19 protein-coding genes are annotated in these 20,356 nt (G+C 40.4%); 14 read left to right on the top strand and 5 right to left on the bottom strand.

The window, feature by feature from the left end; all coding sequences use genetic code 11:
* The first annotated feature begins 209 nt into the window (after positions 1-209).
* The 14 genes from rpsB to H5159_RS13660 all read left to right on the top strand — a co-directional run bounded on the left by rpsB (position 210) and on the right by H5159_RS13660 (position 13,764).
* On the top strand, positions 210-938 hold the full coding sequence (gene rpsB / locus H5159_RS13725; protein ID WP_024596499.1) for a 30S ribosomal protein S2: 729 nt from the start codon (positions 210-212) through the stop codon (positions 936-938).
* Between the two features lie 104 nt (positions 939-1,042).
* The gene (gene tsf / locus H5159_RS13720) at positions 1,043-1,894 is read left to right on the top strand and encodes a translation elongation factor Ts (protein WP_002958320.1); all 852 of its coding nucleotides are present in this window, start codon (positions 1,043-1,045) and stop codon (positions 1,892-1,894) included.
* Positions 1,895-2,052: 158 nt separating this feature from the next.
* On the top strand, positions 2,053-2,802 hold the full coding sequence (gene pyrH, locus H5159_RS13715) for a UMP kinase (RefSeq protein WP_182780458.1): 750 nt from the start codon (positions 2,053-2,055) through the stop codon (positions 2,800-2,802).
* A gap of 49 nt (positions 2,803-2,851) precedes the next feature.
* On the top strand, positions 2,852-3,373 hold the full coding sequence (frr, locus tag H5159_RS13710; RefSeq protein WP_206013162.1) for a ribosome recycling factor: 522 nt from the start codon (positions 2,852-2,854) through the stop codon (positions 3,371-3,373).
* A 244-nt stretch (positions 3,374-3,617) separates the two neighbouring features.
* Complete coding sequence (locus H5159_RS13705; RefSeq protein WP_024596497.1) at positions 3,618-4,397, top strand: isoprenyl transferase; 780 nt, start codon at positions 3,618-3,620, stop codon at positions 4,395-4,397.
* Positions 4,398-4,416: 19 nt separating this feature from the next.
* A complete protein-coding gene (locus tag H5159_RS13700; RefSeq protein ID WP_182780457.1) occupies positions 4,417-5,283 on the top strand; it encodes a phosphatidate cytidylyltransferase in 867 nt (288 codons plus the stop codon).
* Entirely contained in the window at positions 5,280-6,485 is a 1,206-nt protein-coding gene (ispC, locus tag H5159_RS13695) for a 1-deoxy-D-xylulose-5-phosphate reductoisomerase (protein WP_182780456.1), read from the top strand. The genes H5159_RS13700 and ispC overlap by 4 nt, the downstream gene beginning before the upstream one ends.
* A 1-nt stretch (position 6,486) precedes the next feature.
* Positions 6,487-7,839 carry a sigma E protease regulator RseP gene (gene rseP / locus H5159_RS13690; protein WP_182780455.1) on the top strand — a complete coding sequence of 451 codons (1,353 nt, stop codon included), beginning with the start codon at positions 6,487-6,489 and terminating at the stop codon, positions 7,837-7,839.
* A gap of 100 nt (positions 7,840-7,939) precedes the next feature.
* Positions 7,940-10,411, top strand: coding sequence for an outer membrane protein assembly factor BamA (gene bamA / locus H5159_RS13685; protein ID WP_024596248.1), 2,472 nt, complete (start codon positions 7,940-7,942; stop codon positions 10,409-10,411).
* Positions 10,412-10,422: 11 nt separating this feature from the next.
* Positions 10,423-10,941: an OmpH family outer membrane protein gene (locus tag H5159_RS13680; RefSeq protein WP_007580993.1), complete on the top strand. Its 519-nt coding sequence runs from the start codon at positions 10,423-10,425 to the stop codon at positions 10,939-10,941.
* Between the two features lie 7 nt (positions 10,942-10,948).
* A complete protein-coding gene (gene lpxD / locus H5159_RS13675; RefSeq protein ID WP_076924455.1) occupies positions 10,949-11,971 on the top strand; it encodes a UDP-3-O-(3-hydroxymyristoyl)glucosamine N-acyltransferase in 1,023 nt (340 codons plus the stop codon).
* Positions 11,972-11,997: 26 nt separating this feature from the next.
* Positions 11,998-12,450, top strand: coding sequence for a 3-hydroxyacyl-ACP dehydratase FabZ (fabZ, locus tag H5159_RS13670; RefSeq protein ID WP_024599065.1), 453 nt, complete (start codon positions 11,998-12,000; stop codon positions 12,448-12,450).
* Between the two features lie 2 nt (positions 12,451-12,452).
* Positions 12,453-13,223, top strand: a complete 771-nt coding sequence (gene lpxA, locus H5159_RS13665; protein WP_007580998.1) for an acyl-ACP--UDP-N-acetylglucosamine O-acyltransferase — start codon at positions 12,453-12,455, stop codon at positions 13,221-13,223.
* 148 nt (positions 13,224-13,371) lie between these two features.
* A complete protein-coding gene (locus H5159_RS13660; RefSeq protein WP_182780454.1) occupies positions 13,372-13,764 on the top strand; it encodes a septal ring lytic transglycosylase RlpA family protein in 393 nt (130 codons plus the stop codon).
* Here H5159_RS13660 and cydC read toward each other — a convergent pair.
* From cydC to H5159_RS13635, 5 genes are read right to left on the bottom strand one after another with little or no spacing between them, the layout of a single operon-like run.
* Complete coding sequence (gene cydC, locus H5159_RS13655) at positions 13,747-15,492, bottom strand: thiol reductant ABC exporter subunit CydC (protein WP_182780453.1); 1,746 nt, start codon at positions 15,490-15,492, stop codon at positions 13,747-13,749. The two genes, H5159_RS13660 and cydC, sit on opposite strands and share 18 nt — an antisense overlap.
* Positions 15,485-17,278, bottom strand: coding sequence for a thiol reductant ABC exporter subunit CydD (gene cydD / locus H5159_RS13650; protein WP_182780468.1), 1,794 nt, complete (start codon positions 17,276-17,278; stop codon positions 15,485-15,487). Before cydD ends, cydC begins: the two co-directional genes overlap by 8 nt.
* Positions 17,268-17,432 carry a cytochrome bd-I oxidase subunit CydX gene (gene cydX, locus H5159_RS13645; protein ID WP_002958303.1) on the bottom strand — a complete coding sequence of 55 codons (165 nt, stop codon included), beginning with the start codon at positions 17,430-17,432 and terminating at the stop codon, positions 17,268-17,270. The genes cydD and cydX overlap by 11 nt, the downstream gene beginning before the upstream one ends.
* A 12-nt stretch (positions 17,433-17,444) precedes the next feature.
* Positions 17,445-18,584 carry a cytochrome d ubiquinol oxidase subunit II gene (gene cydB, locus H5159_RS13640; protein ID WP_002958302.1) on the bottom strand — a complete coding sequence of 380 codons (1,140 nt, stop codon included), beginning with the start codon at positions 18,582-18,584 and terminating at the stop codon, positions 17,445-17,447.
* Entirely contained in the window at positions 18,581-20,164 is a 1,584-nt protein-coding gene (locus H5159_RS13635) for a cytochrome ubiquinol oxidase subunit I (RefSeq protein WP_182696042.1), read from the bottom strand. The genes cydB and H5159_RS13635 overlap by 4 nt, the downstream gene beginning before the upstream one ends.
* Between the last annotated feature and the right edge of the window lie 192 nt (positions 20,165-20,356).

The raw sequence follows: 20,356 nt of genomic DNA, 5'->3' as shown, positions 1-20,356 counted from the left end.
TATTTAATTTTAATATGGTATAAAGCGCGCCGTCTTTTTACAAATAAATTCTTAAATGATTTTTTGTATTTAAGGCAAACACAATTTTATTTTAACACACACACGTATCGTCACATACACTTGGGTGCATTTGAAGTTTAATTACTTCGGTGTTGGTGCTATGGGATATGTGGAGGCCTAACCCTAAACAACTATAGAGGATCTATAAAATGGCAAACGTTTCAATGCGCGATATGCTTCAAGCTGGTGTTCACTTTGGTCACCAAGCACGTTACTGGAACCCTAAGATGAAGCCTTTCATCTTCGGCACACGTAACCGTGTACATATCATCAACCTTGAGCAAACTGTACCAATGTTCAACGACGCACTTAAGTTTTTATCAAGTGCTGCAGCTAACAAAGGTAAAGTTCTTTTCGTTGGTACTAAGCGCGCAGCAAGCGACGCAGTTAAAGCAGCTGCTTTAGAAAGCGATCAGTTCTTCGTAAATCACCGTTGGTTAGGTGGTATGTTGACTAACTGGAAAACTGTACGTCAATCAATCAAGCGTCTTAAAGACCTTGAAGTACAAAGCCAAGACGGTACTTTCGAGAAATTAACTAAGAAAGAAACGTTAATGCTTAACCGCGAAATGGAAAAGCTTGAAAAGAGCCTTGGTGGTATCAAAAACATGGGCGGTCTTCCAGACGCGCTTTTCGTTATCGATGCTGACCACGAGCACATTGCTATCCGTGAAGCAAACAACCTAGGTATCCCTGTTGTTGCAATCGTTGATACTAACTCTAACCCAGACGGCGTTGATTACATCGTTCCTGGTAACGATGACGCTATCCGTGCTGTAAGCCTTTACACTAGCGCTGTTGCAGCTGCTATCACTGAAGGTCGCGAGAATAACATCGTTGCTCAAGCTGAGAAAGACGATTTCGTTGAAGCTGAGTAATTAGCTATCATCAAGTCTTCATCTTTTTAAGGTGAAGACTTGTTATTCTTGTAGAGCGGGTAACCCGCTTATCTAAACCAGATTTCAGATTTGAGGATTTACTAATGGCTGTAACTACTGCCCTAGTTAAAGAATTACGCGAGCGCACAGGCGCTGGCATGATGGATTGTAAAAAAGCGTTAACTGAGACTGATGGCGACATCGAGTTAGCGATTGAAAACATGCGTAAAAGTGGCGCTGCTAAAGCTGCTAAAAAAGCAGGTAACATTGCTGCTGAAGGTACTATCATCATCAAGCAAAACGCTGGTGTTGCAGTACTAGTAGAAGTTAACTGTCAAACAGACTTCGTTGCAAAAGACGTAAGCTTTTTAGCATTTGCTGATAAAGTTGCTGAAGCTGCAATTGCTGACACTCTTACTATCGAAGACTTACAAGCTAAGTTTGAAGAAGACCGTGTTGAGCTAGTAACTAAAATTGGCGAAAACATCAACGTACGTCGTCTGCAGTACATCGCTGGTGAAAACCTAGTTGAGTACCGTCATGGCGACCGTATCGGTGTTGTTGTTGCAGGTGTTGCTGATGAAGAAACACTTAAGCACGTTGCAATGCACGTTGCTGCTTCACGTCCAGAGTACTTAACTCCTTCTGACGTACCAGCTGACGTTGTAGAAAAAGAAAAGCAAGTACAAATCGAAATCGCGATGAATGAAGGCAAGCCTGCTGAAATCGCTGAGAAGATGGTTGTTGGTCGCATGAAAAAATTCACTGGTGAGGTTTCTCTTACTGGTCAAGCTTTCATCATGGAACCTAAAAAATCTGTTGGCGATATTCTTAAAGAGAAAAACGCAACAGTTACTGGCTTTGTACGTGTAGAAGTTGGTGAAGGTATCGAGAAGAAAGAAGAAGATTTTGCTGCTGAAGTTGCTGCTCAAATTGCAGCTGCTAAAGGTCAGTAAGATTAACTATTTGTGATGCAAAAGGAAATTAGATGCAATTAAAGTACTATTTGGTTTTGCTTCACAGCTAGAAATTCTTTAAAATAACCGCGCTTTTATGTTTAACATAAGCGCGGTTATTTTTTATCCATAATTCAATAAAAGTTGGCCCCTATACTATGACTAACAATCGCAAACCTATTTTTAGACGTGTTCTTCTCAAATTAAGTGGTGAAGCTTTAATGGGAGACGAAGGCTTCGGCATCGACCCTAAAGTTTTAGACCGTATGGCACAAGAAATTAAAGAGCTAGTAGAGCTTGACGTAGAAGTGGGTTTAGTTATTGGTGGAGGTAACTTTTTACGCGGTGGTTCACTTGCAGAAGCAGGTATGAACCGCGTAGTAGGCGACCACATGGGTATGCTTGCAACGGTTATGAATGGCCTTGCAATGCGTGATGCGCTACACCGTGCATTTGTAAACTGTCGTTTAATGTCGGCTATTCCGCTAAATGGTGTATGTGACGCTTATAACTGGGCTGAAGCAATTAGTTTATTGAAAACTGGCCGCGTTGTTATTTTTGCAGCGGGCACCGGTAACCCATTTTTTACTACCGATTCTGCAGCGTGTTTACGCGGTATCGAAATTGAAGCGGATACAGTAATTAAAGCGACTAAAGTGGATGGTGTGTACAGTGATGATCCTGTTAAAAACCCAGAAGCGACGCTTTACAGCCACTTAAGCTACAATGAAATCATTGAAAAAGAATTAAAAGTTATGGATTTAGCGGCATTTACTCTAGCCCGCGATCACAATATGCCATTGAGCGTATTTAATATGAATAAATCAGGCGCGCTAAAACGCGTAATTATGGGTGAAGAAGAAGGAACACTAATTTCTTCACAAGCCTCAGATGAAATAATCAAATAATTAGGATTAAACCGTGATTAACGATATTCAAAAAGACGCGCAAGCGCGCATGCAAAAAAGTGTAACTGCACTAGGTAGCCAATTATCTAAAATTCGTACTGGCCGTGCACATCCTGCAATCCTAGATGGCATTATGGTGTCGTACTACGGTGCACCAACGCCTTTAAACCAAGTTGCTAACGTAACAATTGAAGATTCTCGTACACTTGCTATTGGTGTATTTGATAAGTCTTTAGCGCAAGCTGTTGAAAAAGCAATTATGGCGTCTGACTTAGGTTTAAACCCTATGTCGGCAGGTACTGTTATTCGTGTACCACTTCCTCCACTTACAGAAGAGCGTCGTAAAGACCTAATCAAAATTGTACGTGGCGAAGTTGAAGGCGGTCGTGTTGCTATTCGTAACATTCGTCGTGATGCTAATGGCGATGTAAAAGGTTTATTAAAAGATAAAGAAATATCTGAAGATGAAGCGCGTCAATCAGATGATGCGATTCAAAAACTTACAGATAAGTTTATCAAAGAAATGGATACTCTATTAGCTGCTAAAGAAGCAGAGTTAATGGAAATCTAAGTAAGTCCCTGTTTATCTTTTGAGGTTAAATTTGCAGTAGTGTGTTTGGTTTTAAGGCAAGGCAGAGCCTACGTAGTGTGGTTATTTCCCATTATTAGGTGATAGCAATGCATAAAATCTAAAAACGCGCTTCCCAAAGGGTTCTGCCTAGATTGAATAAATTACAATCCTGAAAGGTCGACAGGACCTATTAAAATTATTAGTTTTGAAACGCCGTCTAGGGTATACTAGGCGGCGTTTTTTTATGGAATACTCGATATTTATGGTTCTAGATGCTGACACAATTTCACAGCAATGTTTACCCAAACATGTTGCTATCATCATGGATGGGAACGGACGTTGGGCGCAAGCTAGAAATAGACCTCGTGTGTATGGGCATAAAAAAGGCGTAGACGCAGTTCGTCAATCTGTTCAGTTTTGTACTAAATTAGGGATACAATCGTTAACCTTATTTGCTTTTAGTAGTGAAAACTGGCGCCGCCCTGAAGACGAAGTAAACACTTTAATGGAGCTTTTCTTATTTGTTTTAACAAAGGAAGTTAAAAAGCTTCATAAAAACAATGTAAAACTGACCATTATTGGAGACTTATCACGATTTTCTGAAGGATTACGTAGCAAGGTAGACGCTGCGCATAAGCTGACTGAAAATAATACCGGATTGCGCTTAAATGTTGCAGCTAATTACGGTGGTCGTTGGGATATGGCTAACGCGGCTAAACAACTTGCTTTGCAAGTTGCGCAAGGCACACTCAACGCAGAAGATATTACAGAAGAGCGCTTAGCACAGCATATGAGCATGGCAGATCAGGCAGAACCTGATTTACTTATTCGCACTGGTGGCGATGTTCGTATTAGTAATTTTTTACTATGGCAAGTTGCTTATGCAGAACTTTACTTTACCGAAACACTTTGGCCTGATTTTAATGAAGCAGCATTTGCTGAGGCTATAGCGTGTTACGTTGCCAGAGAGCGACGTTTTGGTTGTACGGGCGAACAAATAAAACAATTACTCGCTCAAACCTAAATAGAATAAGGGTCACATTTTGTTAAAACAACGAATTTTAACCTCACTTGTGCTTGCACCATCGGCATTAGCTTTGGTTTTTTATACACCGCTTACGTTATTTAGTTACTTTGCCGGTGCAATAGTATTATTAGGCGCATGGGAATGGTCTGCGTTTATGGGTTTATGCGATAAGCTCAAACGTGGTGCTTTTGTTGTATTGATTGCAGCCTTACTTGGCCTGCTTAATTTACATTGGCCTATTGAATTACTATGGGAAAGTGGCAAGCTAGTAGGTGATGCGAATTACTTATTTACGCTTTCGTTTGCTTGGTGGATTGTTGCTAGTTATTTAATTTGGCGCTATCCAGAAATGGCTAAAGCGTGGAATGAAGGTCTAGTAATGCGCGGCATTGCAGGTTTATTAACACTTGTGCCGTTATGGCTTGCACTAAATACGCTGCGCAGTGCGCAATATGCTGAATCAACACATTTTGGCTCTGTACTGATTTTAGTCGTATTGGGTATTGTGTGGAGTGCAGACGTTGGTGCTTATTTTTCAGGTAAGAGCTTTGGTAAGCATAAACTTATGCCAAAAGTGAGCCCTAATAAAACAATTGAAGGGTTAGCAGGCGGTGTAGTCGCTTCTATCATTTTTGTTTTAGCATTTTGTCACTTTACCGATGTTGATTTAGGTGTTTGGCCTATCTACGCGATAATGACTGCATTTATTGCATTGTTCTCTGCGGTAGGTGATTTACTTGAAAGCATGTTTAAACGTGAAGCTGGTTTAAAAGATAGCGGCCGTTGTTTACCTGGGCACGGCGGTATTTTAGATCGCATTGACAGCTTAACGGCTGCAGCTCCAATGTTTGTAATGTGCTATGCGTGGACTCTTAGTTTATGAGCCAAAAGCAATTGCTGGTTATTTTAGGCGCAACAGGTTCAATTGGTTTAAGTACACTAGATGTTGTATCGCGCAATAAAGAGTTATTTGATGTTTTTGTTTTAGCTGCAGGGCAAAACGCAAAAAAAATGGCTGAGCTGTGTATTGAACACGAACCACTTTATGCGATTATGGCTACCCAGCAAGCCGCTGAGCAGTTATCTGCTTATTTAGCTAATACACCATGCCAAACGCTTGTTATGCACGGCGAGCAAGCAATGTGCGACTTATGTGCTCACCCAGATGTTGATGTCGTGATGTCGGCAATTGTAGGTGCAGCTGGTTTACTGCCAACATTAAGTGCAGTAGAAGCAGGTAAAAAAGTACTCCTTGCTAATAAAGAATCGTTAGTTATGTCAGGTCAGTTGTTTATTGATAAAGTTAAACAACATAAAGCGACCTTGCTGCCAATTGATAGCGAACATAATGCTATTTTTCAATGTCTACCTTCTTCGTTACAAAGTGCCAAAGGCGATCAAAATTTACAGCAACATGGCGTAAGTAAAATTTTGCTTACCGGTTCTGGTGGCCCGTTTTTAACGCGCGATCTAAACACACTAAAAGATGTAACTGTAAGTGAAGCCGTGGCGCATCCTAACTGGTCGATGGGTCAAAAAATATCAGTAGACTCGGCCACTATGATGAATAAAGGCTTAGAGTTTATCGAAGCTAAGTGGTTATTCAATTGCGACACCAGTGATATAGACGTAGTGATTCATCCACAAAGTATTATTCACTCAATGGTGCAATACCATGACGGTTCTATTTTAGCGCAAATGGGTAACCCTGATATGCGTACGCCAATTGCCCATGCACTTGCATACCCTGAGCGAATTAATGCAGGCGTTAAACCGTTAAACTTCTCTGATATATGTGATTTCTCATTCACCAAGCCTGACTTTTCTCGCTATCCAAATTTACAATTAGCGATTGATGCGTGTAGTGCAGGGCAGGGCGCGACCACAACGGTTAATGCTGCAAATGAGATAGCAGTAAGTGCATTTTTAAACGGTAAAATTGGTTTTACTGATATATACAAAATAAATGCACAAACGCTTGAAGCTGCAACGTATACCAATGTACAAAGCTTAGATGAAATTTTAGAGTGCGATAAATTAGCGCGTATTAGCGCTTCAGAATTTATAACAAAAGTGGCGCATTAATATGTTTGATTTTTTTTGGAATCTTGGCTCATTTATTTTAGCGCTTGGCATTTTAGTGGCCATACATGAATATGGCCATTTTTGGGTTGCACGAAAAATGGGCGTTAAAGTGCTGCGTTTTTCAATTGGTTTTGGTAAGCCACTGTTAAAATGGCACGATAAATATAATACCGAATACGTGATTGCCGCTATTCCATTAGGCGGTTATGTAAAAATGCTTGATGAGCGTGTTGATGACGTGCCGGCAAACCAACGTCATTTATCGTTTAACGCTAAATCTGTACAAGCACGTATTGCCATAGTTGCAGCGGGTCCAATGGCCAACTTTTTGTTTGCCATTTTTGCTCTTGCAGTAATGTATATGGTGGGTGTGCAGTCGGTAAAGCCTGTGGTAGGTAGTATTACCGAGGGTAGCCGGGCAGAGCAAGCGGGCATTATGCCTTCTCAACATATTATAAAAATTGGTGATGATGATATAACGACCTGGCAAGATGCCACGTTTGCACTTATGTCTAATTTAGGTGAAGAAAGCGTTGAAGTGATAGTGCGCGATAAAAACCTTCAACCACGTGTTAAAACGCTTAATTTAGAGGGGTGGAAACTAGATCAGCAAGACGTGCCACCATTAAGCTCGTTAGGTATTGTACCGTTTAGACCTCAAGCAACTTTAACAATTGCCGCCGTAACTAAAGACTCAGCTGCAGAACACGCTAATTTACAAGTTAATGACACAATTTTGGCTGTAAACGGTGAAACAATAAGCAATTGGCAGCAATTAGTTAATCTTATTACGCAATCAGCTAACAAATCTTTACAATTTAGTGTAAAAAGACAAGATACTATAAAAGCCATTACAGTAACCCCTAAAGGGCGCATTGATAATAACGGTATTGAGCAAGGCTTTTTAGGCGTTGCTCCTGTTGTACAGCAATGGCCTGATGGTTATGTAGAGACTAGACATTACGGCCCGCTCGATAGTATCGTGCGAAGCACAAAAGAAACGTGGCGCTTAATTACACTCAGTTTTGACATGATTGGTAATTTAATTACAGGCCAGGTTTCGGTTAAGAATTTAAGTGGCCCTGTGGGCATTGCAGTAGGCGCTGGAACTAGCGTAAGCTATGGGTTAGTGGCCTTTTTAAGCTTTTTAGCCTTAATAAGCGTTAACTTGGGTGTATTTAATTTATTACCCTTACCAGTACTTGATGGTGGACACTTAATGTATTACATAATTGAACTTTTTCGTAAAAAGCCGGTCTCTGAAAAGACACAAGAGTTTGGTTTTAAAGTGGGCGCCTTGTTGCTCATTTTTCTAACATGTTTCGCTTTGTTCAATGATGTATCGCGTTTGTAGTTTTACAGCGTGGCAAATTACTAATTAGAACACGATTGTAAAGCACCACTTTAGTAGGGTGTTATGCGGTAATACAGTTGTAAAGGATAAAGATAATAAAATGGCTATAAAAAAACATTTGGCAGTAACAAGTTTATTGGGTGCAAGTTTTGCAGCCCTAGGCCAAAACTCCTTTATTGTTGAAGACCTGAAAGTTGAAGGTTTACAGCGTGTAGCACTTGGTGCAGCGCTAACACATATTCCTATTAACGTAGGCGATAATGTTGATGACTATACGATTTCAAAAACAATAAAGTCACTTTATCGTTCTGGGCACTTTGATAACATAAAAGCCCTTCGTGATGGCAACAACGTTATTTTTAAAGTAACGGAACGTCCTACCATCAGCTTCATTGAGTTTGAAGGCAATAAAGACATTAAAGACGAGCAGCTTAATGAGTCTCTTGATCAGCAAGATATTCGCCAAGGTGAACCACTTGATAAAACCGTTATCGATAGTATCGAAAAGGGCTTAGTTGAGTTTTTCCACAGTATTGGTAAATACAACGCTAAAGTAGATATCAGTATTACTAAGTTGCCTCGTAACCGCGTTAAACTTAAATTAGAGTTTGATGAAGGTGATGCAGCTTCTATCCGACAAATTAACTTAGTGGGTAATGAACTTTTTTCTAATGAAGAGCTTCTTAAACTTGCTGAATCGCAGCAAGATTTACCTTGGTGGCAGTTTATGGGTAGCGATCGCTACCAAAAGCAAACCATTGAAGGCGATTTAGAAAAAATTCGTAGTTATTATTTAGACCGTGGTTACCTACGTTTTAATATCGATTCAACGCAAGTATCAGTGAGCCCTGAACGTGAATCAGTTTACGTTACAGCTAACTTAACCGAAGGCGTAAAATATACCGTTAAAGGCTTTGACTTTATTGGTGACTTGCTTGGCCGTGAAGACTTAATTAAAAGTGTTATCCCACTTAGAGCGGGTGAGCTTTACAATGGCTCAGTCGTTACTTCGTCAGAAGAATTTATTAAAAGCTACTTAGCACGTTTTGGCTACGCTAATGCTGAAGTGCGTACAATTCCAGAAATTGACGACGAAAAGCAAGAAGTACAACTAACACTATCGGTTAATCCAGGTAAGCGTGTATACGTTCGTCGTATTATTGTTGGCGGTAACCAAAATACGGCAGATGAAGTACTTCGTCGTGAAATGACACAACTTGAAGGCGCATGGTTATCTAATCAAAACCTTGAGCGTTCAAAACTGCAAATTCAACGCCTACCTTACATGGAAACTGTTGATTTTAACGTAGTGCCTGTACCGGGTGTGGATGACCAAGTTGACGTAGACTTTACTGTAAAAGAGCAATCAGCAGGTAGCTTTAATGCTGGTCTTGCTTATGGCTCTTACTTAGGTCTGCAGTTTAATATTGGTGTAACAGAATCTAACTTTTTAGGCACAGGTAACCAAATTGGCTTAAACCTTAATACGTCTACAGGTTCTGAAAGCTTAAGCTTATCGTACACAGACCCGTACTTTACGCCAGATGGTGTATCGCAAGGCAGTAGCATCTTTTACAGAAACTACGATGCAAGTAAATTTAGTCTTGTTGAATATAAATCGAAAAGTTATGGTTTAGGCACAAATATTGGTTTTCCAATTGATGCTGTAAATCGTGTTAACTTTGGCGCTCGTTGGATTAAAGAAGAGCTTTCGGATATTGCAGAGTACGAGCAAACGCGTGTACTTCGTGAAACATTCTTAGATCCAGATAACCCAGATGCAGGCTTTGATTTTACTAAGTACGAGCTGAGTGTAGGTTGGTCGCGTATTACTGTTAACCGTGGTTTATTCCCAACAGCGGGTTCGCGTCAAACTCTAAACTTAACAGCCACAACGCCTAACTCAGATCTTCAGTACTTTAAACTGAATTACGATTCGCGTTTTTACTGGCCTATATCAAATGACCACCGTTGGGTATTCTCAACGCGTGCAGCACTTGGTTATGGTAATGGTTATGGTTCTACAAACGGGTATGAGCAAACACTTCCATTCCAAGAGTACTTCCGTATAACTGAAATGGAACTCCGTGGCTTTGACCGTAATACAATATTACCACGTGCTGTATCACGTATACCGCAGTCTATTCCGGGTACGCCAGGTGCAGACGGTACTACAACCGGTAGCATTGGTGGCGCATCAGAATTTGATATTCTAGTGCCACAAGGTCGTATTGGTGGTAATGCTAAAGCAGTGGCAGGTATGGAGCTAATTGTTCCTACACCATTCTTAGATGAAGAAAATACCAGCTCTGTACGTACTAGCTTCTTTGTTGATGCTGCAAACGTATGGGATACTGAGTTTAACGTAGACCGCTATCAAAACTTAGGCGTTGATGAACGTGCTAAGTTAGATGACTATTCAGACCCAATGCGCTTTAGGGTTTCAACCGGTCTTTCATTACAATGGATCTCTCCAATGGGTCCAATGCTGATCAGTTTTGCGTATCCATTGCAAAAAGAAGAAGATGACGATACGAAAACCATCAGCTTTAACATTAGTAACACTTTCTAAAGGAGTTTTTTGTGAAAAAATTATTTAAATCAACAGCTGTAGCAGTTTTAGCAACTTTAATGATGGGTACTTCTGTGAATGCATTTGCACACAAAGTAGGTATTGTTGATATGCAGGAAATCTACAAGCAAATTCCTCAAATGGCTAAAATTGAACAGTCTTTACAAACTGAGTTTGCTGAACGTCGTCAAGAGCTTGAAAAGTTACAAGGCGATATTCGTTTTGAAGCTGAAAAATTTAAACGTGAAAGTACCACTATGAGCCAAGCTCAAAAAGATACTTTACGTGAAAAAATTCAAGGCATGCAAAAAAATCTTGCTGAACAGGGTCGCCCTTTAGAGCAAGAAATCAAAGCGCGTCAAAACCAAGAGCTTGCAAAAGTTCAAGGTGTAATCATCAAAACAATTGAAGAGATTGCTAAAGACGGCGACTTCGACGAAGTTAAAGTAAAGGACACTACTATTTACTTTAACCCTAAAGAAGTGACTGATCTTTCATCTAAAGTTGTAGCCGCTGTTAGTAAGAAATAATCACTCTATGCAAAATTATACGCTTTCGCAAATTGCGGAACTTCTAGGCGCCGAACTTCAGGGTGATGGCGCTTTAGAAATAAAAAAAATAGCGACACTTGCAAATGCCCATTCTGGGCATATTGCATTTTTAGCGAACTCAAAATATCGCTCGCAACTTGAGACTACTCAAGCCAGCGCTGTAATAGTAAGCCAAGCTGATGCAGAGTACTTTAGTGGTAGCAAAGTTATTGTTGCTAATCCGTATGTAAGTTACGCAAAATTAGCGCAATTTATGGATACTACACCACGCTCAGCCTCGACGGGTATTCATCCAAGTGCAACTGTTCATTCAACAGCGATTGTTAGTGATAGCGCCGCTATTGGTGCTAACGCAGTCATTGAAGCTGATGCAGTGATAGGTGACAACGCGCAAATTGGTCCGAACAGTTTTATCGGGGAACGTGTTAAAATAGGTTCAGGCACTAAGCTTTGGCCTAGTGTGACTATTTATCACGATGTTGAAATTGGTTCAGATTGTTTGTTTCAAGCAAATAGTGTTGTAGGTAGTGATGGATTTGGCTATGCAAATGAGCGCGGGCAGTGGGTTAAAATACCTCAGCTTGGTTCAGTGATCATAGGCAACAAAGTTGAAATTGGTGCTAGTACGACAATTGATCGTGGTGCACTGGACAATACCATCATTCACAGCAATGTTATTATCGATAATCAGTGTCAAATAGCGCACAACGTTGAAGTTAATTCAGGCACCGCAATTGCGGGCTGCACTGTTCTTGCAGGAAGCGTTACCATTGGCAAGAACTGTCAAATTGGTGGCATGGTTGCAATTAATGGTCACATGTCTGTATGTGATGGTGTTATAATTACCGGCATGAGTATGGTGACAAAATCAATCACCGAACCAGGTATTTACTCATCTGGTATGCCCCATACAACAAACAAAGAATGGCGTAAAACTATTGCTCACTTGCGTAACCTTTCAGATATGAAGTCTCGTCTTAAAGCGCTTGAAGCATTGGCTAAGTCATAATATTGAACACTAATAAGGATGCTATTTTGGCAAACGAATTAAATAGCCTTGATATTCAAGAAATTTTAGCTTTATTACCGCATCGTTACCCGATGCTACTAATTGATCGTGTTATCGATTTTACTCCAGGTAAATCTTTACATGCTATTAAAAATGTTTCTATAAACGAACCTATTTTCACTGGGCACTTTCCAAACCAGCCCATCTTTCCGGGTGTGTTAATTTTAGAAGCGATGGCACAAGCAACGGGTTTATTGGGTTTTAAAACGGTTGAAAATCGCAGCGAAAATGAGCTTTATTTGTTTGCAGCTGTTGATAATGCGCGCTTTAAGCAACCTGTAATACCAGGCGATACAATGCATCTTCATGTTGAGTTTTTAAAAGAACGTCGCAACATTTGGAAGTTTTCTGCAGAAGCAAAAGTCGACGGCAAAGTAGTATGTAGTGCCGAAATTATGTGTGCTAGAAGAGAGTTTTAATAGTGATCCATTCTACAGCAATAATCGAACCTGGCGCTAAACTAGGCAACAATGTCTCAGTTGGTCCGTATAGTTATATTGGCAATGATGTTGTTATCGGTGATAACTGTATTATTGAGTCTCACGTTGTTGTTAAAGGGCCGTCAACTATTGGCTCTGGCAATCATATTTTTCAATTTGCGTCTGTAGGCGAAGCCTGCCAAGACAAAAAATACAATAACGAGCCAACTACATTGATCATGGGTGATAACAACGTTATCCGTGAATGTGCCACAATTCACCGTGGAACGATTCAAGACCAAGGCGTTACTAAAATTGGTAGTAATAATTTGTTTATGGCTTATACCCACGTTGCACATGACGCGGTAATTGGCGATAACGTAATTTTTGCTAACAATGCAAGTGTAGCCGGCCATGTACATGTTGGTGACTGGGTTATCCTTGGTGGTAATTCGGGTGTTCATCAGTTTTGTAAAATTGGTGCACATGCCTTTATTGGTATGTATTCTGGTGTTAACAAAGATGTACCACCATTTGTTACTACCATTGGTATGCCTGCAGGTCCTGCAGCTATCAATAAAGAAGGCATGAAGCGTCGTGGTTTCGAAAGTGATGAAATTATGGCTGTACGCCGAGCATACAAAGCATTTTATCGTAAAAGCTTAGGTGCAGAAGAAGCTATTGAGTCGCTTAGTGAGGATGCCGCAAAGTATCCTGCTGTGAAATTGATGGTCGACTTTGTTAAAAACTCAGAGCGCGGCATCGTAAGATAATTCGCGAGTTTGCTTTAAGTATTTAAAAAGCCACCCTAGATGATAAATCGAAGGTGGTTTTTTATTGCCCATGGTTTAGACCCAATTCAGTTAATACTCAGCGAACTCAAGTTAGTATGCATCTAATTTGTATAATAAAAGTCATCCTATGCGTTTACCTAAGTTAGTTGTCACTCTTTTTATTACTTCAGCTTTAGCCGCTTGTAGTAGCCAGCCTATTGTTAAATCATCTACTGGGGAAATCACACAAGTTGGCAAAGCATCTTTTTATGCAGATAAATACCACGGGAGGACAACTGCCAACGGAGAGCGCTTTAGCCAACAAGCTGCAACGGCTGCCCATTTAGAATTCGATTTTGGTACTAAAGTAATTGTTACCAACCTAGCTAATAATAAATCAGTCACAGTAAGAATAAATGACAGAGGCCCGTATGTGCGAGGTCGTATTATTGATTTATCAAAAAGCATGTTTAAAAAAATAGCCGACCCTAAAGTCGGCGTTATTGATGTATCAGTAAAGGTATTAAAACCGGGTAGTTAGTGCCACATAATCTGGATAAGCGCTACTGAGCTCTTTGTGAGAGCCTTGAGCCACTACTTTACCGTCTTCTAACCATACAACATTATCCATTTGAGCAAGTAGAGCGGGATCGTGCGTAATTGTGAGCACACTCGCGTTATTCATAACATGCATGATTGCTTGCATTACCCCTTGCTTAGATTGATTATCGAGACCTTCTGTTGGTTCATCAAGGACTAAAATAGCAGGGTTTTTAAGTAATGCTTGCGCAATGGCTATACGCCTAGATTGGCCTTGCGATACGTTACGTCCGCCAGTGCCTAATCGTGTTTTCAAGCCTTCTTTTAGTTCATTAAACCATGGGCTTAATTGCGCTAACGTTAGCGCTTCAATCAATTGCTCTTTAGTGGCACTCGGTGCGGCATAACGCAAATTTTCACTCAGTGTGCCATCAAAAATATGATGCTGCTGAGCGAGTATATTTATAACGTTTGCGCGTATATCGCTATTTAATGAATATAAATTAACAACACTATTTTGATTATTTAGAGTGATGTTCCCTTGTTGCAAAGGCCATAAACCAGTAAGTAAATTTACAAGCGTGGTTTTACCGCTGCCGCTTCTACCGACAATCGCTACTTTTTGCTGGGGTATCAACTCAAAGCTAACATCAGTTAGTGCTATTTGTTCACCATATTGATAGCTGATATTGTTAAGTGCCAATGTGTTATTTTGCGCACTAAATTTTTCATCAACGTCTACATGTGTATCTTTAACTTGTGAGTTAGCTGCTTTATCTTCAAGCGAAAATAATCGCTCTGCTGCTTTTAGTACACTAGGAAGCTCTATAAACGCGTTAGGTAGTAGCAATACGCTTTCAAAACTTGCCAGTACAAATAGGCTTAACATAGCAAGTTCTACATTTACCATACTGTTGGCGTAAACCAGCGGGACAATGGTTGCTATGCTAGCAAGCATGGCTAATTGAACAACCAACAAGCTCATCCCATCTGAGTTTGCCAGTGCTTTGTGGCGAATAAATAATTGCTGATTATACTGCTCGCTTAATTCATCGCACTTATTAAGCTGCTGCGAACGGGCTTGATAAATACTAAGCTCTCTAAGTCCTGTGAGTGTATCTGAAAGCTCAGAGCGAAGTTGTGCACTAAGTTGTGTTTCTTTATGGCTGTTTTTAGTGAGCTTAGCGCTGAGTAGGGCAGGTATAACCACACCAATAAGTATAATGCCAGTAAAGCAAATAAGGGCGACGTTGCCATTATAGGCCGACATAAACAACATGATGATTGGTACACTCAAAAGAGCGACCAGCATAGGCAGTAAAACGTTTAAATAAAACTTGTCGAGTGCGTCTACATCGTTTTGTAATCGGTTAACTAAATCGGCGCTGCGGCTCATTGCTAAATCAACGTTGTTAAGCTTACTTAACGTTGCAAATACATTGGTACGTATTTCACTTAGTAATAAAAACGTGGCGTTATGAGTGACCAAACGTTCTCCATAGCGCGATGCAGTTCGTACGATTGCTAAAAACCGAATCGTACCTGCTGGAGTAAAGTAGTTCATTTGCACGCCCGCAATACCTGCAGCCGCCATTGATGCTAAAAACCAGCCAGATATAGCCAATAAACCCACATTAGCTAATATCGTAATCGTCGCTAAAAATGTGCCTAGTAGCATTGCTTTGTAATGAGGAGCACAAAGCTTTAATAAGCGAATAAAATTATGCATGCGCCACCCCTTCCTTAGCCGTTTTTAATAAGTTAGCAAATACACCATTTTGCGCTGCAAGTTTCTCAAAGTGACCTTGCTCAGCTATCTTTCCATCGTGCATAACAATTATATTACTAGCGTGTTTAACGGTATTTAGTCGATGAGCAATGACTAATACTAAGTTGTTTTTAGCGTATTCATTAATAGCATCTTGAATAAGCTGCTCTGTTTGGCTATCAAGGTGCGCTGTAGGCTCATCAAGCACTAAGACTGGTGCTTGCTTTATAAATGCGCGAGCCAGTGCGATGCGTTGCTTTTGTCCGCCAGAAAGCCCCTCTCCTTGCTCACCTATCTGGGTGTTAAAACCATCTGGTAGGGTATTTATAAATTCAAGCACACCAGCTTGCTTTGCTGCATGTTCAAGCTCTTGCTGTGTGGCAGTTGGTTTGGCCAATTTAATGTTGGCAACAATGGTGTCGTAAAACAGCGTCGCTTTTTGTGGTATCCATGCAATGTTATTTTGCAGGTAAGTAATATCGGTTGTACTTAAACTCTGCTCATTAATAGATAGGTGGTTAATCACCTCAGGATGAAACCCTAATAGGCAATCAAACAACGTACTTTTACCTGATCCACTACTGCCCACAACTGCAATTAAGCCTTTATTTGGCAGTGTTAAATTTATATTATTAATGCCTTCGTTACTATCTGGATATATAAAATTAAGGTCGGTAATACTCATGGAGTTAATTGCATTTAAAGTTAAATTGTTTTCAGGCGTGCTTGTAGCCACTAACGCATTTTCGTCACTTGGCAGTGGTGCATTTAAAATCGCAACCATATCGGCCGCTGCACTAATGCCTTGTAAGCGTGCATGGTAATGGCTACCCAGTTGGCGCAGTGGTAAATAAAATTCAGGCGCTAAAAGTAGCACTACAAAGCCAGTGGCAAAATCAAGAGTACCAAAAAACAGTCTAAAACCAATAATTACGGCAACGAGTGCCACACTAATGGTAGCTAAAAACTCAAGTGCAAATGATGATAAAAACGCGATTTTTAAAACATCGAGTGTAGCGTGTCTAAAATCATCTGAAATTTTAGCTATTTGTTTCAGCTCGGTACGTGTTGCATTAAATAGCTTGAGTTGAGTTAAACCTTGTACGCGGTCAAAAAAGTAATTGCCTAGCACGGCAAGTTGCTTCCAGCGTTTTTGGTTTAAAGCTTCGGCTTTTGAGCCTACCAAAATCATGAAAAAAGGAATGAGCGGGGCGGTTAATAAAAATATCAGCCCAGCTTTATAATCTGTCGGAAAAATAACAACCAATATTGCCAGCGGAATAAGCGCGCTGTAAGCAGCACCTGGCAAGTATTTAGCATAATAGTCGTGAAGTGCTTCAACGCCATTATGCAGGGTATTTAATGTAGCGCCTTGGCCGTGTTGTTCTATATAACTAGGCCCAAGTAAGCTGAGCTTATGGAGAAGTGTTTGGCGCATAGCCGATTTTATTTTAAGCGCAGCAAATGCACTTAAGCGCTCACTTAACGCTAAAAACACCGCGCGCAATAAAATAATGCCTGCTAAGGGCCATAATAAATGAGTGACTTGGGCTAAATTATTACCTTCAAACATTGCATTATGAATAGCTTGAGCCAGTAAATAAGCACCTGCAATCATCAGTAATGCGTTAAAAGTACCCAGTGCAATGCTTAACTTTAACCACACTGCAGCGGGTTTACTTTGACGCTTTAAAAAAGCGCGCAGTGATTGCTGCTGCGCGCGATCTGGTCGGGGGTTAGTCGTCATCTTTTGTGTTGTTAGCATCATTTAATAAATCGTGCATGGCTTGTTCATCATCAGCAATGCTGTTTTTATTTTGATGAAATTCGTACCACATTACATTTATTACACCTAAGGTACAGGCCAAAAGTACACCTAAAATCCAAGCGAAATACCACATTGTTTAGTCTCCTTAGTAGCTACCATGAGTGTTGTTTTCAATTTCTTCTACCGTTACTCTGCGCCACATTTTTACGTAACACCAAGTGGTGTAGGACAATATTAGTGGTACAAAAATACACACTGCAACAAACATTATATTGAGCGTTTTATGGCTCGATACCGCATCCCAAATTGTTAAGCTAATATTAGGGTTATTACTTGATGGCATAATAAATGGGAACAGAGAAACACCGGCCGTCATAATTACGCCAATTAACATTAAGCTTGTTGAAATAAGTCCAAGTGCAGGTTTATTTAATTTTGAAAACACAAGTGCACTTAATGCCATTGCAAAGGCTAAAATAGGGAAGGTCATTGTCCACGGACGAGTGCTGTAATTACTTAACCAAGCACCTTGCGCTGTAGTGACTACTTTAGCTAAAGGGTCTGCATGACTTTGTGTATCAGCCATAGATACAACTTGGTAACCCGTTAAGTTAGCCACCCAAAAACCAGCTGCAGCAAATAACACGATAAACACAATAAGAGAATAGCGACCATATTGACCCGAACGCTCTGCGACCACACTTGCTGTTCTAAGTTGTAACCACATACCCGCATGCGCAACTAACATGGTAATACTCACTAAACCTGCAAGTAATCCAAATGGGTTAAGCAAGCCAAAAAATGATCCTTGGTAGCTTACACGCATAAGGTTATCAATATTAAACGGTACGCCTAAAAATAAATTACCAAACGCAACACCAAATACTAATGCTGGAATCGCGCTGCCTGCAAGCAAGCCCCAATCCCAGTTATTGCGCCAGCGTTTTGAGTCTACTTTACTGCGGTAATCAAATCCAAGTGGTCTAAAAAACAAAGCAAAGAGTACTAGCATCATGGCAAAGTAAAAGCCCGAAAATGCAGCTGCATAAACCATAGGCCACGCCGCAAATAACGCGCCGCCTGCAGTTATAAACCATACTTGGTTACCATCCCAATGCGGGCCAATTGTGTTTATTACTGTGCGGCGCTCTGAATCTGTTTTACCAACGAGGCGGAGCAACATAGCAACGCCCATATCCATACCATCGGTAATAGCAAAACCAATAAGCAGCACACCAATGATCAACCACCAAAGCATTTTTAATGTTTCATAATCAAAAATCATGATTGCTCTCCTTCAGTTTTATCAGCTTTGCTTGGTAATTCAAAATGATACTTACCAGTATGTAGCGAGCTTGGCCCTTGCTTAACAAAGCGGATCATCAGCCAGCCTTCCACAATGGCTAAACCAGTATAGAAAACAATAAACCCAGTTAAGCTAATTAAAATATCGTTTACTGTTAGTGACGACGTGGCTAAAAAGGTCGGCAGTATTTCAGATATAGCCCAAGGTTGACGACCATACTCGGCAACAATCCAGCCAAACTCAATCGCTATCCAAGGTAGTGGAATACTCAATACGGCAGCCCATAACAACCAGCGTTTTTGCTCAATAACGCGGTGTGCGTTGTAGTAAAATGCCAATATAAATACACCTAGCATGGCCACACCACAGGCAACCATAATCCTAAATGACCAAAACATAGGGCCTACTTTAGGAAAAGAGTCTTTAACAGCTTTTTGAATTTGTTCTTCAGTAGCATCTACAACATCAGGTGTGTAGCGCTTAAGTAGCAAGCCATAGCCTAAATCATCTTTTAGAGTATTAAATTTGGCGATATTATCTGGCGTATCTTCACCGTTTCTAAGTTTTGTAAGGTATTCATAAGCAATCATACCGTTGCGAATACGTACTTCATGTTGTTTTTCTAGGTCGTTAATACCCGTTACTTGCTCATCTAGTGAGCGCGTAGCAATTAACCCAAGTGCGTAAGGTATTTTAACCGCCGCATGTGTTACTTGCTCTTCTGAATCAGGAAAACCAAATGCGGTAAACGCAGCCGGAGCTTCTTCTGTGTGCCATTCAGCTTCAATTGTGGCAAGTTTTACTTTTTGGACTTCGCCTACTTCGTAGCCTGATTCGTCACCGAGTAAAATTACACACAAAATTGACGCTAAACCAAAGCCTGATGCGACTGAAAAAGAGCGTTTAGCAAATGCTAAATCACGACCCTTCAATATGTACCAGCTACTAATACCAAGCACAAACATAGACGCTGCTACATAACCTGCCGATACAGTATGAATAAACTTAACTTGGGCTACAGGGTTAAACACAAGCTCTGCAAAACTGGTCATTTCCATGCGCATGGTTTGATAGTTAAATTCAGCGCCTACTGGGTTTTGCATCCAACCGTTGGCAATTAAAATCCACAGCGCCGACATGTTAGTACCAATGGCCATTAAAAAGGTCGCGCCTAAATGTTGGCGTTTAGAAAGCCTGTCCCAGCCTAAAAAGAACATACCCACAAAGGTCGATTCTAAAAAGAATGCCATTAAACCTTCAATAGCCAGGGGAGCCCCAAAAACATCACCTACGTAATGGGAGTAATAAGACCAGTTAGTACCAAACTCAAATTCCATGGTAAGGCCTGTTGCCACACCAATTGCAAAGTTAATACCAAACAATTTTCCCCAAAACTTAGTCATATCACGATAAATTTCGCGACCGGTCATAACATAAACCGATTCCATAATAACTAAAATCCAGGTCATACCTATCGTTAACGGTACGAATAAGAAATGAAAGAGAGCGGTAACAGCAAACTGTAATCGCGATAGATCCACAAAGGTTTCATCTATCATTATTGGCTCCTTGAGAGTGACGGATTAACAGGGCAACATTTTATTGGCAAAGTTAAAATTTAATGAACTTTCAGTAATTACTGAAAGTTTGTAATAGTATTTACGTTTGTGCAATCTTTGTCAACATACATATTAGTAAAGCGTAATATATATTTCCTATGCTACATCAGTATTAAAAACAAACAACATAAA

Origin of the sequence: Pseudoalteromonas sp. SG43-1, from assembly GCF_014164415.1 — a bacterium.
Lineage (GTDB): Bacteria > Pseudomonadota > Gammaproteobacteria > Enterobacterales > Alteromonadaceae > Pseudoalteromonas > Pseudoalteromonas distincta.
The sequence above is the reverse complement of the archived record's forward strand: the minus strand, read 5'-3'. Positions and strand labels throughout refer to the sequence as shown.

Excerpts from the sequence above, each read along its gene's own strand:
- rpsB (WP_024596499.1), top strand. The coding sequence starts at position 210 with ATGGCAAACGTTTCAATGCGCGATATGCTTCAAGCTGGTGTTCACTTT.
- tsf (WP_002958320.1), top strand. The coding sequence starts at position 1,043 with ATGGCTGTAACTACTGCCCTAGTTAAAGAATTACGCGAGCGCACAGGC.
- pyrH (WP_182780458.1), top strand. The coding sequence starts at position 2,053 with ATGACTAACAATCGCAAACCTATTTTTAGACGTGTTCTTCTCAAATTA.
- frr (WP_206013162.1), top strand. The coding sequence starts at position 2,852 with ATGCAAAAAAGTGTAACTGCACTAGGTAGCCAATTATCTAAAATTCGT.
- H5159_RS13705 (WP_024596497.1), top strand. The coding sequence starts at position 3,618 with ATGGAATACTCGATATTTATGGTTCTAGATGCTGACACAATTTCACAG.
- ispC (WP_182780456.1), top strand. The coding sequence starts at position 5,280 with ATGAGCCAAAAGCAATTGCTGGTTATTTTAGGCGCAACAGGTTCAATT.
- rseP (WP_182780455.1), top strand. The coding sequence starts at position 6,487 with ATGTTTGATTTTTTTTGGAATCTTGGCTCATTTATTTTAGCGCTTGGC.
- bamA (WP_024596248.1), top strand. The coding sequence starts at position 7,940 with ATGGCTATAAAAAAACATTTGGCAGTAACAAGTTTATTGGGTGCAAGT.
- lpxD (WP_076924455.1), top strand. The coding sequence starts at position 10,949 with ATGCAAAATTATACGCTTTCGCAAATTGCGGAACTTCTAGGCGCCGAA.
- H5159_RS13660 (WP_182780454.1), top strand. The coding sequence starts at position 13,372 with ATGCGTTTACCTAAGTTAGTTGTCACTCTTTTTATTACTTCAGCTTTA.
- cydC (WP_182780453.1), bottom strand. The coding sequence starts at position 15,492 with ATGCATAATTTTATTCGCTTATTAAAGCTTTGTGCTCCTCATTACAAA.
- cydD (WP_182780468.1), bottom strand. The coding sequence starts at position 17,278 with ATGACGACTAACCCCCGACCAGATCGCGCGCAGCAGCAATCACTGCGC.
- cydX (WP_002958303.1), bottom strand. The coding sequence starts at position 17,432 with ATGTGGTATTTCGCTTGGATTTTAGGTGTACTTTTGGCCTGTACCTTA.
- cydB (WP_002958302.1), bottom strand. The coding sequence starts at position 18,584 with ATGATTTTTGATTATGAAACATTAAAAATGCTTTGGTGGTTGATCATT.
- H5159_RS13635 (WP_182696042.1), bottom strand. The coding sequence starts at position 20,164 with ATGATAGATGAAACCTTTGTGGATCTATCGCGATTACAGTTTGCTGTT.